General features: G+C 51.3%; 19 protein-coding genes. 9 read left to right on the top strand and 10 right to left on the bottom strand.

The genetic code is table 11. The features are described from left to right. Window positions 1–46 precede the first annotated feature (46 nt). The 3 genes from LOS15_RS14085 to argC form a co-directional block, all read right to left on the bottom strand. A complete protein-coding gene (locus LOS15_RS14085; RefSeq protein ID WP_263066584.1) occupies window positions 47–817 on the bottom strand; it encodes a transporter substrate-binding domain-containing protein in 771 nt (256 codons plus the stop codon). A gap of 147 nt (window positions 818–964) precedes the next feature. Beyond that, window positions 965–1318, bottom strand: a complete 354-nt coding sequence (gene erpA / locus LOS15_RS14080) for an iron-sulfur cluster insertion protein ErpA (RefSeq protein ID WP_009098079.1) — start codon at window positions 1316–1318, stop codon at window positions 965–967. 102 nt (window positions 1319–1420) lie between these two features. After that, window positions 1421–2455, bottom strand: a complete 1035-nt coding sequence (argC, locus tag LOS15_RS14075; protein ID WP_263066582.1) for an N-acetyl-gamma-glutamyl-phosphate reductase — start codon at window positions 2453–2455, stop codon at window positions 1421–1423. Window positions 2456–2683: 228 nt separating this feature from the next. Between argC and LOS15_RS14070 the strand changes: the two genes are divergently transcribed. From LOS15_RS14070 to LOS15_RS14050, 5 genes are all read left to right on the top strand, one after another. Then, entirely contained in the window at window positions 2684–4489 is a 1806-nt protein-coding gene (locus LOS15_RS14070; RefSeq protein ID WP_263066580.1) for a chloride channel protein, read from the top strand. A gap of 50 nt (window positions 4490–4539) precedes the next feature. Further along, entirely contained in the window at window positions 4540–4971 is a 432-nt protein-coding gene (gene hemJ / locus LOS15_RS14065) for a protoporphyrinogen oxidase HemJ (RefSeq protein WP_263066579.1), read from the top strand. After that, on the top strand, window positions 4971–5780 hold the full coding sequence (locus LOS15_RS14060) for a hydroxymethylpyrimidine/phosphomethylpyrimidine kinase (RefSeq protein WP_263066577.1): 810 nt from the start codon (window positions 4971–4973) through the stop codon (window positions 5778–5780). Before hemJ ends, LOS15_RS14060 begins: the two co-directional genes overlap by 1 nt. A gap of 36 nt (window positions 5781–5816) precedes the next feature. Beyond that, a complete protein-coding gene (hemL, locus tag LOS15_RS14055) occupies window positions 5817–7097 on the top strand; it encodes a glutamate-1-semialdehyde 2,1-aminomutase (protein ID WP_263066575.1) in 1281 nt (426 codons plus the stop codon). A gap of 195 nt (window positions 7098–7292) precedes the next feature. Beyond that, window positions 7293–7562 (top strand): hypothetical protein, encoded by a 270-nt coding sequence (locus tag LOS15_RS14050; protein ID WP_263066572.1) that lies wholly within the window; start codon window positions 7293–7295, stop codon window positions 7560–7562. A gap of 50 nt (window positions 7563–7612) precedes the next feature. Here LOS15_RS14050 and LOS15_RS14045 read toward each other — a convergent pair whose 3' ends face one another. From LOS15_RS14045 to LOS15_RS14020, 6 genes are all read right to left on the bottom strand, one after another. Then, window positions 7613–8419: a hypothetical protein gene (locus LOS15_RS14045; RefSeq protein ID WP_263066571.1), complete on the bottom strand. Its 807-nt coding sequence runs from the start codon at window positions 8417–8419 to the stop codon at window positions 7613–7615. A 60-nt stretch (window positions 8420–8479) separates the two neighbouring features. Beyond that, window positions 8480–9034, bottom strand: a complete 555-nt coding sequence (locus LOS15_RS14040; RefSeq protein ID WP_263066569.1) for a hypothetical protein — start codon at window positions 9032–9034, stop codon at window positions 8480–8482. Window positions 9035–9289: 255 nt separating this feature from the next. Further along, entirely contained in the window at window positions 9290–10120 is an 831-nt protein-coding gene (locus LOS15_RS14035; protein WP_263066567.1) for a CsgG/HfaB family protein, read from the bottom strand. A gap of 72 nt (window positions 10121–10192) precedes the next feature. Further along, a complete protein-coding gene (locus LOS15_RS14030) occupies window positions 10193–10609 on the bottom strand; it encodes a curli assembly protein CsgF (RefSeq protein ID WP_263066566.1) in 417 nt (138 codons plus the stop codon). Continuing rightward, a complete protein-coding gene (locus tag LOS15_RS14025; protein WP_263066564.1) occupies window positions 10609–11124 on the bottom strand; it encodes a curli production assembly/transport protein CsgE in 516 nt (171 codons plus the stop codon). Before LOS15_RS14025 ends, LOS15_RS14030 begins: the two co-directional genes overlap by 1 nt. A 45-nt stretch (window positions 11125–11169) precedes the next feature. Then, window positions 11170–11862: a response regulator transcription factor gene (locus LOS15_RS14020; protein ID WP_263066563.1), complete on the bottom strand. Its 693-nt coding sequence runs from the start codon at window positions 11860–11862 to the stop codon at window positions 11170–11172. Window positions 11863–12144: 282 nt separating this feature from the next. On the opposite strand from LOS15_RS14020, the gene rdgB reads away from it, so the two are divergent. The 4 genes from rdgB to LOS15_RS14000 all read left to right on the top strand — a co-directional run bounded on the left by rdgB (window position 12145) and on the right by LOS15_RS14000 (window position 15627). Then, complete coding sequence (gene rdgB / locus LOS15_RS14015) at window positions 12145–12753, top strand: RdgB/HAM1 family non-canonical purine NTP pyrophosphatase (RefSeq protein WP_263066562.1); 609 nt, start codon at window positions 12145–12147, stop codon at window positions 12751–12753. Continuing rightward, window positions 12746–13915 (top strand): radical SAM family heme chaperone HemW, encoded by a 1170-nt coding sequence (gene hemW, locus LOS15_RS14010; protein WP_263066561.1) that lies wholly within the window; start codon window positions 12746–12748, stop codon window positions 13913–13915. The genes rdgB and hemW overlap by 8 nt, the downstream gene beginning before the upstream one ends. Window positions 13916–13963: 48 nt before the next feature. Then, window positions 13964–14638 carry an OmpA family protein gene (locus tag LOS15_RS14005; protein WP_263066559.1) on the top strand — a complete coding sequence of 225 codons (675 nt, stop codon included), beginning with the start codon at window positions 13964–13966 and terminating at the stop codon, window positions 14636–14638. Window positions 14639–14781: 143 nt separating this feature from the next. Further along, entirely contained in the window at window positions 14782–15627 is an 846-nt protein-coding gene (locus LOS15_RS14000; RefSeq protein ID WP_263066557.1) for a 23S rRNA (adenine(2030)-N(6))-methyltransferase RlmJ, read from the top strand. 13 nt (window positions 15628–15640) lie between these two features. Here the strand turns inward: LOS15_RS14000 and mnmE are convergent, their stop codons facing one another. Continuing rightward, window positions 15641–17011 (bottom strand): tRNA uridine-5-carboxymethylaminomethyl(34) synthesis GTPase MnmE, encoded by a 1371-nt coding sequence (mnmE, locus tag LOS15_RS13995; protein ID WP_263066555.1) that lies wholly within the window; start codon window positions 17009–17011, stop codon window positions 15641–15643. Window positions 17012–17108: the final 97 nt, after the last annotated feature.

Here is a 17108-nt window from a genome sequence, read left to right as displayed (position 1 = left end):
TGCGATGAAAAGCACTAATGGGTATCAGTGGTCGCTAACAGCGCTGTTACTCAGCGCTGGGGGCTTCACCAAACCACTTTGTGTAGATTTCATCATAGGTGCCGTCTTCACGCATGGAGGCTAGCGCTTCGTTGGTAGGCTCTACCCACTCGCTGCCTTTATGGAACACGATGCCGTACTGCTGGCCTTCATACAGTGGGCCGACAACCTTGGTACGTCCTTCGCCGCGGGTTTGTGAGAAGTAGGCCACGTTAGGGGCATCGTACAGTACGGCATCGACGTTACGCCCTAACAGCGCCATATACATGTCGGCGGTGCCTGGGTAGGGAGTAATGTCAGCATCATCGCCGAGTTCTTGTTGAAGAAAGTCGTAGCTAGTGGAGCCGATCTTGGTGGCAACGGTGAGACCCGCTAGATCTTCAATCGAAGAGACCTCTTCGTTGTCGGCGCGCACAATAATTTGCAGACCTGAGTCATAGTAGGGGTCGGAGAAGTCGACAACCTGGGCACGCTCTTCGGTAATGGTGATGCCTGCGAGGGCGATTTCCTGGCTGCCGGTCTGTACCGCAGGAATGATGCCAGAAAACTCCATGGTAGTGAGGTTAACCTCAAAACCTGCACGTTCGGCGACTGCGCTGATGATATCCATATCGAAACCGATCATTTCGCCGGTTTCTGGGTCCATCATTTCAAACGGCACAAAGCTTGGGTCAGTGGCCACATTTACAGTAGGCGTTTGTGCAAACGCGATAGTGGTACTGCCTAAACCCAATGCGAGAGCGGTGGCAATGACAGATTTTTTCAGTAAGTAGCTCATTCGTTTCCCCGTGTATTGTTTGGTTAGCGGCGTCATTCAAAGAGAGTTTTTCTTATAAATCACGTCTGCAACCGTTATTGACCTTTTAACCTTGGCGAGAAACCGCCAAGGCGTCAAGTCACGGGGTGGGCTTGCCACAAACGTTGGTTAGACCATAAATGAGGCGCCACAGCCACAGGTAGTCGTAGCATTGGGGTTTTGCACGCGAAAACGCGCCCCGGCAAGACCCTCTTCATAATCGATAGTGGAACCTACTAAATACTGATAGGAGAGTGGATCGACCACTAGCGTGGCAGTGCCAAACTCAATCAGCGTATCGTCTTCGGCGACGTTTTCAGCGAAATCAAAACCATATTGAAATCCTGAACAGCCACCGCCGGTCACATAAACGCGTAGTTTGAGCGCTGGATTGCTCTCTTCTTCTATTAGCGCGTTGATGCGACTGCGTGCGCTATCAGATAAAAGTAGAGGGGTTGGAACAAAAGCTTCTGCACCGCTCATGGGTACCTCCCGCGAGCTTTAAGAACGAATAATCGGCATTGGAGGGTGATTATGGGTAATTCCCAGCAAAAGGGTCAACTATTGCTGGGAATTAGTAACTGCTTAAGGCATCAAGGCAGGGGCTGTAAGGCCAGTGTTTTCGTCAAAGCCAAACATTAAGTTAAGATTTTGAATCGCCTGGCCAGAAGCGCCTTTAACGAGGTTATCAATCACTGAGAGCACAACAACGGTATTGCCATTGCCTGGGCGATGAATCGCTAAACGGCAGGTATTGTTACCTTTGACGCTGCGGGTTTCCGGGTGGCTGCCCGCAGGCATCACATCCACAAACGGCTCGTTGGCATAACGCTGCTCAAACAGCGCTTGTAAATCGCCGGGTTCGCTGGCGAGTGTGCTGTAGAGGGTGGCATGTATACCGCGAATCATGGGCGTTAAGTGAGGCACAAACGTAAGGCCCACGGCGTTTGTCTGCATATCGCGCAAGCCTTGACGAATTTCAGGCAAATGGCGATGACCAGACGCACCGTAGGCTTTCATGGATTCGCTGGCTTCGGCGAGCAGTGACCCTACTTTGGCGCCACGGCCAGCCCCGGTAACGCCGGATTTACAGTCAGCGATTAACTGGCCTGGGTCGATTAGGCCCGCTTCTAAAAGTGGCAGATAGCCCAGCTGAACGGCGGTAGGATAGCAGCCGGGTACGGCAATTAAGCGAGCGCTTTTTATCTGCTCACGATGCATTTCTGGCAGGCCGTAAACAGCTTCTTTTAATAGCTCTGGTGCGCCGTGGGGCTGGTCGTACCACTGGCTCCACTCCGCTGCATCGCGCAGGCGAAAATCGGCCGAGAGATCGATAACCCGTGTGCCCTTTTCGAGCAGCTCCCCGGCAAGGGCGTGGGCCACACCGTGGGGAGTGGCAAAAAACACGGCATCCATCGCCCCTAACGCGTTGGCATCGGGCTCGCTAAACGCCAGCGTGTCGTAGTGGCCGCGCAGGTTGGGGTACATATCGCACACCTTAACGCCCGCTTCCGATCGTGAGGTAATCGCTTCTACGCTAACGTGGGGGTGCTGGGAGAGGAGCCTTAAAAGCTCGACACCGGTGTAACCCGTACCGCCGACAATACCAACCTTAATCACAAACCACTCCTTGCGCGTTGAGCACGTTATGTCTGAACAATAAAGCGCTAGTCATAAACAGCCTTATTAAAGGGTCGCAGGCTGTCGAAGCGTATCAAGCTATGATACACAAGAGGCGTCTCCCATAAGAGCGCTCAATGGTAAGAACGATGCGATGAACGCCACGGGGTTAGTTAATTCGGGTATGCTGATAGAACCTTTCGTAACCCAAGCGCAAGGATGGTCGCTGTGGCACGTTTTTCCCGGTCAGATTTCACCTTAGAGAGTTTTCGACGCCAATTGGCGAACGTGGACGCCCTGCCGCAGCTATGCGTGCTGGGGCTGATGTCGGGGGTTATAACGGGCGCATTAATGGTGGCGTTTCGCTTACTGCTTGAGGCGGGCGCCGCGCTCTATATGCCTGAGGGTAATCCGGAAGCTTTTGAAGGTTTAGCGCCATGGCTACGGGCGCTATTGCCAATTGTAGCGGTAAGCCTCGTGGGCACGCTGCTATATCGTCAAAAAGCCACAGCACGCAAGTTGGGGGTAGGGCATGTCATTGAGCGCCTTACCTATCATCAAGGACGCTTTCCTATGCGCAACTGGTTAAACCAGTGGTGGGTCGGTGTGGTGTCGGTGCTGGGTGGGCTTTCTGCCGGGCGTGAAGGGCCGGCGATTCATTTGGGCGCTGCGGCATCAAGCGGCTTGGGACTTAAGCTTCGCTTACCCAATAATAGCCTGCGTGTGTTAGTGGCTTGCGGTACCGCTGCGGGTATTTCAGCTTCGTTTAATACACCTATAGCGGGTGTCATTTTCGCCATGGAAGTGGTGATGATGGAATATACCCTGATGAGCTTTATGCCCGTGATACTCGCCTCGACCATGGGGGCACTCGTTGCTCAGCTGGTGTACGGCAACGAACCGGCGTTTCGTATTCCTGAGGTTGCTCTGGGTTCATTATTGAATGTGCCTTGGGTGGTCGTGATGGGGTTAGTGATTGGCCTGTTAGCAGGTTTGTTTATTCATGTGTCACGTAGCCAGTACCTGCAACAGTGGCCGCTGTGGTTAAGGTTAGGCGTAGTTGGTGTGGCAACAGGGGCTGTTGCATGGTGGTTTCCTGACGTACAAGGCATTGGGTACGACAGTGTTGCTGCCATTTTGAACAATCAGCTAGCTGTCAGCGTTCTGCTGGCGCTAATGATTGCTAAGTTATTGATTACTGCCATCACGGTGGCTGGAGGGGTGCCGATCGGCATTATTGGCCCTGTATTAGTGGTAGGCGCTGCCACCGGAGCCCTAGGGGGAATGTTAGGTGGCTGGCTATGGCCAGATAAAGCGGCAAATCCCGGCATTTATGCGATGCTGGGCATGGCGGCGATGATGGGGGCCGTGCTGCAAGCGCCCCTGGCAGCGTTGATGGCGCTGCTTGAGCTAACCCATTCGCCGAACATTATGCTACCGGGCATGTTAGTGGTCGTCGTGGCTTGCCTAACGTCACGCCAGCTAACGGGTTGTGAAGGTTTTTTTATCAGCTCGGTACGCTACGGGTTGCATCCACTTCAACAGCCTTTGATGCAGGCGCTTTCGCGGGTTTCAGTGCCTGCGGTAATGGAGCGACAGTTAGTTCGTACAGAGCGCATGATAACGCCAAACCATGCGCGCCGTTTACTGGAAAGCAGTCCCGTCTGGCTGGTGATTGAGCGCTCCAGCAGTGAAAAACCGGTGTTGGCGCTCAAAGCCGCAGAGCTTGCCCGCTGGTTGTTGGAGCACGATAAGGCGCTTGAGGGAGAAGCCCCACCGGACGACGAATTGATCGATTTACTTGAAGTTCCCGGTCAGCGTCTGGAAATGGCGCCTATTGCGTTGCAAGCCACACTCTCTGAGGCATTTTTAAAATTGCAGGCAGATACGCTGGATGCGCTCTATGTGGTTCACGGTTATCGACCAAAGCAGCAGCGTATTTCAGGTATCATTACCCGTGATGCTATCGAGCGTTACTATCACTACGTTGACCCTCTCAGTGTTGAAAGCCAAAGTGCTGAAAAAAAGCCCTGACGCCTAGACGGCTATTTTCCAGCAATGACCCCTCTGCTTAAGGAGAGAGTATGTATTTATGGGTAAAAGCCATTCATCTAATGGCGGTCGTTACCTGGTTTGCTGCGCTATTTTATTTGCCACGGCTGTATGTTTACCACGCCATGGCGCGGGATAAAGGCGATGAGCAAGCAATCACTTACTTTAAAACCATGGAGCGCAAGCTGTATCGGGGCATAATGACGCCCTCAATGATTGTGGTATTGATCTTTGGCGGCTGGATGCTCTACTTGGTGCCCGCGTGGTTTAGCCAAGGTTGGATGCACGCCAAATTAGCATTGGTTGCCCTGCTAATCGCTTATCACCATGTATGTCTCATTTATTTAAAACAATTTGAACAAGCCCGCTGCACCAAAAGCCACGTGTTTTTTCGCTGGTTTAACGAAGCGCCCGTCATTGCGTTAATCGCAATTATTATTCTTGCGGTGGTGAAGCCCTTTTGATGCGCCAACCTCTTCCTCCCGTGGTATTAGTGCTTGCAGGCCACGACCCAACCGGCGGTGCTGGGCTAGTGGCCGATAGTGAAGCGATTAGGGCCTGTGGCGGTTGGGCGGTGACAATCCCTACCGCGCTAACCGTGCAAAATTGTCACGATGTGATGCGAATTTTGCCCGCCGATCCCGGCGCCATGCGCCAAATGGCCGAGGCGTTAGGTGATATGCAGATTGCCGCGATTAAAGTTGGGTTATTAGCGGATGAGCCAACGCTTCGCGCGGCGGAGCAGATTATTCGACGGTTCCCCGGTGTGCCGGTGGTGGCTGATCCTGTGCTGAAAGCGGGGGGTGGAACAGAGTTATCCACACCGGCTTTACAAAAATTGTATATGGATCGTTTATTGCCCCTTGTGGATATCTTAACCCCCAACCGTTTTGAACTGGCTGCGCTAACCCCTGAGATTACCGCGCCTTTTGACGATACGGCGCGCGCGGTGGCGTTACTTTCGCGGGGATGCCAAGCTATTTTAGTGACCGCAACCGACGACCCTTTGCCGGGCAATGCGCAGCAAGTGATACATACCCTCCACTCGCCAGACACTACCCGCCAGTGGCAGTGGCCCCGTTTGCCAGAAACGTTTCATGGCTCTGGCTGCACATTAGCCTCGGCCATTGCCGCCCGATTAGCCGTAGGGGAGCGCTTGCCCATGGCGTGCGAGCAGGCGCAGCACTTTACTTGGGAAAGTTTGTCTCAGGGCTATCAGCCACCCAGCGGTCAGTGCCTGCCCAATCGCTTGCCACACCCCGTACGTTTTTGATCTCATTGCCGGTAAACCATTTATATTGAGGATGCCATGACCACATCTGCTGAACTGTTTGACCTTGCCAGTCGCCATATTCCAGGCGGGGTTAACTCGCCCGTCCGAGCATTTAAAGGTCTTCATCGCCCGCCGGTTTTTATGGAGCGCGCCCAGGGTGCTTATCTGTTCGATGTGGAAGGTAATCGCTACGTAGATTACGTTGGCTCCTGGGGGCCAATGATTACCGGGCATGCCGACCAAGACGTACTGGCGGCGGTACGCGCTCGATTAGATAACGGCCTCTCTTTCGGTACGCCGACGGCGGTTGAAACCACCATGGCAGACCTTATCTGCGAGATCATACCCACCATGGAAATGGTGCGCATGACCAGCTCGGGCACCGAAGCGACGATGTCGGCCATTCGCCTAGCGCGCGGCACGACAGGGCGCGACAAAATTGTGAAATTCGAAGGGAATTACCACGGTCATTCGGATTCACTGCTTGTTAAGGCGGGGTCCGGCGCGTTAACCCACGGTGAACCCAGCTCGCCCGGCGTACCGGCGTCGCTTGCCGAGCACACTATCACCCTATCGTATAACGACCCTGAAGGGGTGGAAGCGTGTTTTGCGGAGATTGGCGAGCAGATTGCCTGTATTATTGTTGAACCTGTGGCGGGCAATATGAACTGTATCCCGCCTCAGCCAGGGTTTCTCGAAACGCTGCGTCGGGTATGTAATGAGTCCGGCAGCATTTTGATTTTTGATGAAGTGATGACCGGCTTCCGCGTTGCGTTAGGCGGTGCTCAAGCGCACTACGGCGTCACGCCGGACTTAACCTGCCTAGGCAAGATTGTGGGCGGCGGCATGCCCGTTGGCGCGTTCGGTGGCAAGCAGGAGATAATGCAAAATATTTCGCCACTGGGGCCGGTATACCAAGCCGGTACGCTTTCCGGTAACCCGCTGGCCATGGCGGCAGGGGTCGCCCTGTTAACCAAGCTCCAGGTACCTGGGTTTCACGATGCACTGACGCAGCGAGTGCAGACCCTATGTAACGGCCTGCAGGAGCGCGCCAATGCGGCACGTGTTCCGATGATGACCCAATCAGCCGGTGGTATGTTTGGCGTCTTTTTCACCTCCCAGTCGCGGGTGGATAACTTTGCCCAGGCGACCGCGTGTAACCCAGAGGCGTTCCGGCGCTTTTTCGGTGCCATGTTGGACCACGGCGTTTACCTTGCCCCTTCTGCTTTTGAAGCAGGCTTTATGTCGAGCGCCCACTCACCTGAAGATATTCAGTTCACCTTGGATGCCGCAGAAAAAGCCTTCTCTGTTATGTAACGCAAAGTAACGGAGGTCTGTTTCTACTGCTACACTGCAAGAGCCGCTCATAGTGAGCGGCTCTTGTGGTTAATGAGGTAGGCAAGCATGAAAGGGCAAACGGCTTGGCACTATAGATTATTCAATTACGCACTTTTAACCGCTGTAACCACCCTGGGTGTACCGTTAGGTGCAACTGCTGCACAGGAGCATGCTATGACACAGATTCACATCACAATGAGTGGCTCGCCAGGCGCTGAATTTTCCGCCGAATGGCGTATTACGCACGAAGGCGAAACAACCGAACACATCGAAAAGCAGGGCACCGTGCCCGCAGAGTACACGTTTGAAGGAACCACCCTGGAGGGAACCGTAAAGCTGCTGACCGACGATGAGCGTCTTGACGTTGATATTGTAAAAGGCACCAACCGCTCGCGTTCTTCTACTCAGGGCAAAGGCGGCACATTAACCGTTATGGTGCGCTGAAACGAAAAAACCGCCCCGTAAGGGGCGGTTGATCGTAAGAAGTGACACTCTTACCACTGAATGGTGCTGGCGTAGTTGCCAGAGCCATTTACTTGGGTGTGCGATGCTACAGCGGCGCCACCCATGTTGGTATTTTGACGAATCATCGATAGGCTGTTTGCTTCATCACGTTGAACAACCGTGGCTTTATGACCCTCGTGCCCTGCTTGGAACACATAAGAAGCAGAATTATTCGCTCGTACTTGAGTGATGTTTGCCTCATGTCCATCGTCATACTGAGCAACGAAACTCCATGTCTCATCTGTATTATCACGCTGTAGAACGGTTGCTTCGTTATCATTGCCTGTTTGATAAATAATAGAGTCACTGTAATCACTATTATTCAGTTGATCTACCGTGGCTTTGTTACCTGAACCGAGCTGGCGTACATAAGAGTCATTGAAGTTTCCGGTTTGGGTAACGCGTGCTTCATTTAAGTCACCGTCGCGTTGAATAACGACGGATTCATTCTTTTCGTCATTCCCTCCAGCAATACCTTGACGAACGTATGCTTGGTTATCGTCACCATTCGTCTGAACAATACGCGAGTATTGTTGGTGCCCCATCTGCGTTGCTGCAGCGGTATTGTTATTACCACCACTTTGAGTGATCTCAGACCAGCGAACACCTGCATCTTGCCCTTGTGAAGGATAGCCATTCATACCAGCACGAATACCCTCTTGTGAAGCAAATGCACCAGAGCCGCCGTTGAAGATATTTCCATCATGCTCGTAGTTAGGACTACGTGGATCAGCAGATGCACCCATGCTCAAAGAAACAGCAATTGCAGCGGCGAGGGCGGTGATTTTAGTTTTCATGGTGTTTCCCCTTTGTTTAATCAACTTGCTTTGGTTGTTTACTGAGAAGCAGGTGGCAACTCAGTAGGTATCGATAGTGACCGGTCGTGTATTGCCCGAATAGTTTTGTTGCTGGACACTTACACCGCGTAGGCCACTGCCCGATTGTGAAATGGTGACGTCTCCGCTAAAACCTAATTGATAAATATCAGCGCTAAATGAAAGACTATTTCCTTGTTGATTAATATGGGCAGTATGGTTGTTGCCAACTTGCCACACCACACCAATATTATTTCCGTTAACTTGGTTCACGTTTGCTACGTTGTTATTACCGCGCTGATAAATATGTGAAAAATTCGCTAGTTGATAAGCTGCAGAGCGAGATTGAAAAACACGTGCACTATTATTGTTGCCTTGTTGTTCAATGATACTGATATTGCCTCTTAGAGCTGCTGCATCGATTTGATCAATATACTGAGCAACTCGCGCGCCTTCTCTTAATACAACAAATTCGTTATCATTAGCTTCTGCTGAAAAAACATTACCTGTAAGTAAGCCTATTATTGCTAGCGAAGCGCAATAGCGTTTAACCGCGCTATTTGTAATTGTTGCTGAGCAAAGGCTTGAAGTTTTCATGGGTGTTCCTTTTGAAACTTTGTGTGTCTTTTTGTTTCATGGATTGAGTTTGGACTATCTAAAAATTATCGCTATAAGAAATTTTATTAATCGTAAGGTTAGTTTTTTAGCTTATTTGTTAACTAAAAAATCAAATATCTAGTTAAATATTGATGGCTTATCTAATAGTTTTATATTAAGTGGGAATTAGGGAAATAAAAAAAGCTGCTCACAGTGAGCAGCTATTACTTTTTCAAATTTACAATGAGTTAATTTTTATAGCATGGGTATAGACGCATTAAGGTAGTCGTTTAGTATCGTCTCTTGAAGAGCAGTTCCAGGTGCTAGGTTCCACAGCTGATTTTCAATTCCTCTTGCTACAAGATGAATGACGGCTGACTCGATTGCTGACATAACAGCAAGCTGAACAGGTTCATTCGTTGTAATACCCGTCTCTATTTCTAGTAATCGTCTAAAATCAATAAAACGGTAAACCCCAGCCCGTAGTTCTTTTGAATAGATTGTTTTTGTTGTCGTCACGTTAGCCAATATTTCACCGGTCGATATTTCCACTGCACGTAAATTTACGGTTACTTGGTCGACCTGGTATTGGCCTGATGCTCCAATACCAAAATATTCAGCACCGGCTCCCCCTGTTCGTACGTTCGACTCATACGCGATAATGCCGCCTTCTAACATTACCGATGCGGCTCTCAACGAGGGTAGTGTGTCTGGCTGACCAAAACGCTCAAATTCTGCGCGGATAATGCGCCGTTCGGTTAATAAGTTTTGAAGACCAACACGCTCAAGAGGAATAAACCACCCCGAATCAGCAAGGGCACCGGTGAGCATTGCTGCGGCTCCTTGTGTCACGGCTGTTGAAAACGTACTGGCTGGTGCTGGTCGGTACTGTCCCGTTTGGTCGCGAAAATCATAAACGGAGACAAAAATTTTACCTGCTGGGGGTGGGAGCGATATAAGATCCTGATACGTGGCTCCTCGTGGAGTGAGCGTTGCTTGAGCACCTTCTAAATTCTCAGATGTTGCGACTACTCCAGCACAACCGCTAAGTAAAATAGTAATAATAAGTGAAATGATAATTTTCATGATGATTCCCTAGCAAGCAGATAGCGTTAGTCATTATTCTCGAGTTTTAGCCGCCGAAGATGTATAGAAGCTTTAAGGGTTAAACAACCCTCCAACGCTAATCTCTGTTACATCCCCCGTTAGCTTATCGACAACACGTACGACAAGCTGCCCACCGGTATCACTAACTACCACGCCAAATTCATTACTATCAAAGCTTCCTTGAGTAACATCTCCAGAGCTTACATCAGAAATTAATTGCGAAATTAACCGGCTCTCTAAGCTTTGCAGCAAGCGTTCTGTAGCTGATGTTGGCTGTGCCCTACGCACGTTTGGGTCAGTATTTTTATCTTGCGCCTGGGCTTTACCGAGTAAGTAGCTGCCGACAAACGGGTCACCGCCAAAAGAGGGGTTGAGCGGGCGATAGATCAGCTCGCCAGCCTGGGCAACGGGGGATAGTGCCAATGCGAGTAGCGCAGTTGATGCACTCATTTTTTGTAGCTTATTCATTAGAATAACTCCTCTCTTCCCAAGTCTTTGTCAGAGGTAAGAGCGGAAGCCAGCTGTTGCTGGAGAAGCGCTTCCTCGACGATTTGTACAGCCTCCCCAGCCACCTGATCCGCTTCGCTAATCCGGGGAGAGAGCTGCGTTCTGAAGTACATCCGGTTGCCTTGCATAATCCATACTTGGCTGCCCCAACGTGCGTCAGGACGCTCTTGAATAGTGAGCGTGGCATTGCCTATCAATACGTTGCCCATTGCTTGCTGGCTAAAGGCGCGATAGAACGTTTTGCCCGCCATCGTGATGGTTCGATCAACCATTATTCCGGTCAGCTCACTACTGCCGTTAGCGCGGCTATGAATTTCTGGGCCATCAGAGCTTGATAGCTGATTAATAGCATCGACTGCGTCTTGTTCATTCTCTGCCAGCGATTCGGCAGGTGGGGCGGGCTCGTTAGCGAGCACCCAGGACATTGGTGAGAACGCTAAAAACCATGTGATTAAAAAGACATAAAATAGCGGCATGGTAAGTAACCTTTTTTAACCATTTTCTAGCGATTGGCTTAACGGCTAACGGTGCCGTTTTAAGCTTCTTGCGGTATCGATATTGGGCAAAATGGGGCCTAAGTTTTGATGTATCCAATTAAGTGCTTGAATTCGGTTATGAACGTTTATTTTTCGGAAAATGTTGTAAAGATGGGATTTGACGGTGTGTTCACTGACAAACAGCTTGTCAGCTATTTGCTGGTTAGATGAGCCCGCGCTTAATAAAGAGATAATTTCCATTTCACGATTCGTAAGACCGCACGCTGGTCGGAAGGCGTTACTCTGGTACTTGCGATAAAAAAGGATGAGCTTCGCCATCAGGTCGCGTGACATCCAAAGGTCTCCCTCCATCAGTGCATGGATACCCTTACAGATAACTTCGAGGCTTTCATTACGGTAAAAGACGCCCTTCAACTGAGCGCAGGAGAGCGCTTCTAATGCGTGATCCATATCGTGGATGTTGAACGCCGCAAGGGGGACTTTCGCGAGTGTTTCGGTCAAGGCATCTTGCCAATCTGGCAGTGCCTCAACACTGATGTGGTCACTGTCGATGAGAATCAGCATTCGTTTGGCGGTAGAGGCGGGAAGCGCGATTCCTGGAGAGTAAATACTGACGGCACAGCCCGTATGTTCATGTAAATAGTCAGCAAAAAGCTGAGACTGTGGGCTTTTTTCGGTGATGATGTACACCAAATCATCGGTCTTTTCCTGCGACATTGTGAAATCCTCATAGATAGAAAGAGTGAGCTATAGCTCACTCAAGTGTTGTCTATAAGATACATTTCGTAAAGTTTTGTTATTAGAGTTGTGGTAAAAATAAATGCTATATGTTTATATTTTTTATTTATATGTATTTTAATCAATTGTTTTTAAAATAAATATGTCGATTAAAGTTATTTGGAAGACTCGCCATCAGCGATACATTGAGTAACATTTTGTTGGCTTCTGATGCGAATTCGATAGGCGTAGACTGAGCGTCTCTTGTTTGGAGGTTTACCTATGTCAACGCTTACTCCCCTGGTGTTAGCCAGCGGCAATGATGGAAAGCTTAAAGAGTTCAACCAGTTACTGATGCCGCTAGGATTTGATGTCCGCCCTCAGGCAGAATTTGGCGTATGCGATGTGGAAGAGACAGGGCTTACGTTTGTAGAAAATGCATTGCTAAAAGCACGAGAGGCGAGCCGCGTCAGTGGGTTACCCGCGTTAGCCGATGATTCTGGCTTAGAAGTAGATGCGCTCCACGGGGCACCGGGGATCTACTCAGCGCGTTACGCTGGGGAACCCAGAAGCGATCAACAAAATAATGCAAAGCTGCTTAAAGCACTGAGTGAGTGTGCGGAGGGGCAACGAACCGGTCGCTACTGGTGTGTGCTGGTCTATTTGCGCCATGCTGAAGACCCTGTTCCTGTTATTGTTCAACGCAGTTGGGAGGGGGAGATTCTGGCCCATCCACGAGGGGAAGGTGGCTTTGGTTACGATCCGCTTTTTTGGTTACCCGACCAGGGGATGAGTGTGGCTGAGCTACCCAGTGAAACCAAAAACCGTTTGAGTCATCGAGGTCGCGCGCTACAGAGTTTAGTGGACCTTTTGAAGGTGGCGCATGGCTGAGCTATTACCCCCGCTCTCGCTCTACATCCATACGCCATGGTGTGTGCGTAAGTGCCCCTATTGCGACTTTAACTCTCATGAGCCTGAGAGTAGTGAGCTGCCGGAAAAGGCTTATTTAGACGCGCTTCTGAAAGATCTAGATGGGGATCTTACCCTGGCGGCTGGGCGAACGATCGAGACGATCTTTATTGGCGGGGGGACTCCCAGCCTGCTATCGCCAGCGTTTTATCGCGAACTATTTAACGCAATACGCCAACGCCTTCCCTTTGCTGCCGATATTGAAATTACCCTTGAAGCCAATCCTGGGACAACCGAGCAAGGACGTTTTATTGGCTATCGAGAAGCGGGTATTAACCGTTTATCGTTAGGCGTGCAAAGTTTCCATGTCACGCAGCTCGAAGCGTTAGGGCGTATTCATAGCGGCCAAGAAGCCCTACAAGCGGTCAAGCAGGCCCGTAAAGCGGGGTTTAATAATCTCAATATTGATTTGATGCATGGGCTGCCTCAGCAAACGCCTGCACAGGCACTGGAGGATATAGAACAAGCCCTGGCGCTCTCACCCGAGCATCTCTCTTGGTATCAATTAACGCTTGAACCTAATACCGCCTTTTTTTCTCACCCTCCGGTACTCCCTGAAGAGGAGGCGCTTTGGGATATCCAAGAAGCGGGCCATCAGCGTCTTGAGCAAGCGGGCTTACACCGCTATGAAATATCTGCCTATGCAAAGCCTCACCAGCAAAGTCGTCATAACATCAATTACTGGCAGTTTGGCGACTATCTTGGCATTGGGGCGGGAGCTCACGGTAAGCTGACGACCATTGACCAAGAGGGGCAGTGGCATATAGAGCGGCGTTGGAAAACACGTCAACCAGAAGCTTACTTGCGCCGTGCCAACGACCCACGTGGCTTTATAGCAGGTAAGCAGCTCATCCATAGGGATGAACTGCCGCTTGAATTTTCAATGAACGCGTTGCGCTTAACCGATGGGGTCGCCATGGGTAAGTGGACAGGCCATACCGGCCAGCCCCAGGCGGTGTTACTTAAGCGCTTACAAAGTGCCTATGAAAAAGGACTTTTAATGGAAATGCCTGAAAATCTGCGTGCTTCACCTCAAGGTCTATTATTCTTGAATGAGTTGCTGGCATTAATAAGTAATGAGTGATCAGCGATATAGAAAGCAACTACCCTGAAGATACACAAGGAGTGAGCGATGCGTATTTCTCGACTACTGACCCCATTAGCGGCTGCTATTTTTGTGGCTGGTTGTGCTACTACTGACCCTTACAGCGGGCAAACGCAGCGCTCCAGTACTGCGATGGGATCAGGTATTGGTGCTGCTGTAGGCGCGGCGGCAGGTGCTCTATCCGGCGATGGTAGTACCAGTCGCCGTGATCGTGCCCTTATCGGTGCAGCCGTGGGTGCCGCTGCAGGTGCAGGCATTGGCGTTTATATGGATCGCCAAGAGCAACAACTGCGTGAAAACCTACAAGGGTCACGGATCGAAATTGACCGTCGCGGCGATGATATCGTGCTCAATATGCCAAGCGGTGTAACGTTCGGCTTTGACTCAGCCGACCTCACTAGCGAAGCGCGTGGCGCACTCAATGAAGTGGCCAACGTATTGACGCAGTATCAAGACACCCGCGTTAATATTGCAGGCCACACCGATAGTGTGGGCGACCCTAATTATAACCAGCGTCTTTCTGAGCGCCGCGCTCAGGCGGTGGGTAGCTACCTAAGCCAAAACGGTGTTTCTTCCATGCGCCTTAATACCAGGGGTTACGGCGCCACTCAGCCTGTGGCAAGTAACGACACCGACCAAGGCCGCGCTCAGAACCGTCGGGTTGAAATTACCCTTAGGCCTACTGGCGACGGCCAAGGCTAACCAATCATTATCGAGTTAAGCACTCTCTACCAGTCTTCTCCAAAAAGTCGATTGATGAGAACGCTTTAACCTCGGTATTGCTGATAAAAGCCCGCTATGCTGATATAGCGGGCTTTTTTTCGATTCACTGTTAGCGAGCTGCCATGCTGTCTTATCAACACGCCTACCACGCGGGTAATTTTGCCGATATACATAAGCATCTTACGCTTTACGCGGTTACTGATTATTTATTACGTAAAAAAACAGCCATTACATATGTGGATACTCATGCCGGTAGAGGTCTCTATCCGCTTGCTACAAAAGAGACACAGCGGTTACAAGAGTATCGCGAAGGTGTTTGGCCGCTGTGGCAAGCGCGCCGTGACCTAAACAGTGTGCTGTTGAACGCTTGGATGGAAGCGCTGGTTAATGCCCAGCCGGAAGCGGACGAACTAACCCGCTACCCTGGATCGCCGTGGTGGCTATCCCAGCCGCTGAGGGAGCAGGATCGGCTCAAGCTTTATGAGCTGCACCCTGGAGAACATGGGCACTTGGAGGGCCAAGCGCTGCCTAAGCAGGCCCAGCGAATTTATGGTGACGGTTTGGCAGGACTAAGAGGGTTAGTGCCTGTGCCTACTCCTCGATTATGCGCACTGATTGACCCCAGCTATGAGCGTAAAACGGAGTATCAAGAGGTGGTCGAGACGGTTGTGCATACGATGGCAAAAGTGCGCCACGCCGTGGTGATGATTTGGTACCCGCTGCTGCCCGCAGGCCACCACCACACGCTATTAACCGGCTTGGAAGAGAGCGGTATCCGGAAAATTTGGCGCAGTGAGCTGCTGCTACGCCCACCTAATCAGCAAGGCCACGGGATGTATGGCAGCGGCATGCTGGTCATTAATCCGCCCTGGGGGCTGGATGAGCACTTAGCCGCTGCCATGGCACACATAACGCCGCTGTTAGGCAAAGAAAGCCGCTACCATGCAGGTTGGTTAGTAGAAGAGTAGCGGCGAGAGGGAGTTATTTACCGATACAGAAGCTGCCGAAAATTTCGCCAAGCAGGTCATCAGCGCTGAACTCTCCGGTAATTTCTCCCAGCGCCTGCTGGGCATCGCGGAGGTCTTCAGCAAGAAGTTCACCGGCGCCGTAGCCATCTAGCTGAGCGCGTCCGGTTTCCAGCGCGCTCATGGCGCGGTCGAGAGCATCTAAATGGCGGCGGCGTGCCGAAAAACGCCCTTCGGTAGTGGCTGAGAAGCCCATCACCTCTTTAAGGTGCGTTTTTAAACTATCCACACCTGCTCCGGTTTTTGCGGACAAACGCAGCGTTGGAGTGGCTGTGGATAAATCAATCCCTGCCGGTTCGGCGCTGGTATCAATCTTATTACGCACTAGCGTCAATCGTGTTTGGTCGGGAAGCCGCGCTACAAACTCCGGCCAAATGGTCATCGGGTTGGTTGCCTCGGTGGTGGTTGCATCTACAAGCAGTAGGACTCGATCAGCTTTTTCGATCTCATCCCACGCCCTGGCCACGCCAATCTTCTCAACGGCATCTGGGGTGTCGCGTAAGCCGGCAGTATCAATGATATGCAACGGCATACCGTCAATGTGAATGTGTTCACGCAGTACATCGCGCGTGGTGCCGGCGATATCCGTCACGATGGCGGTATCCTGCTCGGTCAGCGCGTTTAGTAGGCTGGACTTACCCGCATTAGGGCGCCCGGCGATAACCACGCTCATGCCCTCACGTAGCAAGGCACCTTGGCCTGCTGCTTTACGCACATCGGCTAATGCCTGCTGTACGCCTGCTAGGTGCTGGGCAACATGGCCATCGGCAAGGAAGTCGATCTCTTCTTCCGGAAAATCAATGGCCGCTTCTACGTACACGCGTAGCTCAATCAGCCGCTGTACCAGGGCTGATACACGGCTTGAAAACTCCCCTTGCAGGGACCTTACGGCGTTTTCAGCTGCTGAGCGTGAAGAGGCATCAATCAGGTCGGCAATGGCTTCGGCTTGGGCAAGGTCTAGTTTGTCGTTTAAGAATGCTCGCTCAGAAAATTCGCCAGGGCGCGCCAGGCGAGCGCCTAATTGAAGGCAGCGCTCCAGCAGCATATCCATAATGATCGGCCCACCATGCCCTTGAAGCTCCAGCACATCTTCACCGGTGAAGGAGTGTGGGCCATTAAAGAGTAGGGCAATCCCTTCATCAATGGTGCCCTGAGCCCCATTAAATGGCCCGTAATGGGCGTAGCGCGGGGCAGGGCAGTGGCCAAGTATAGCAGAGGCGATATCACGGCAGGCAGGGCCAGATACGCGGATAATGCCCACACCGCCTCGGCCAGGGGGGGTTGCCAAGGCAGTAATAGTGTCTTGAGTATAGAGTCGGTCGGCCATGGCGGTTTCCGTTGCTGATGGAAGGTTGCGAATTGGAAAGTAGTCAGGCGTTTTATAACGAATGGTTTATGAAGAAGTATCGCCTAAAACGCCAGAC

Origin of the sequence: Halomonas sp. 7T, assembly GCF_025643255.1 — a bacterium.
Classification (GTDB): domain Bacteria; phylum Pseudomonadota; class Gammaproteobacteria; order Pseudomonadales; family Halomonadaceae; genus Vreelandella.
Note: the sequence above shows the minus strand (reverse complement) of the source record. Positions and strands in the feature narration are given on the sequence as shown.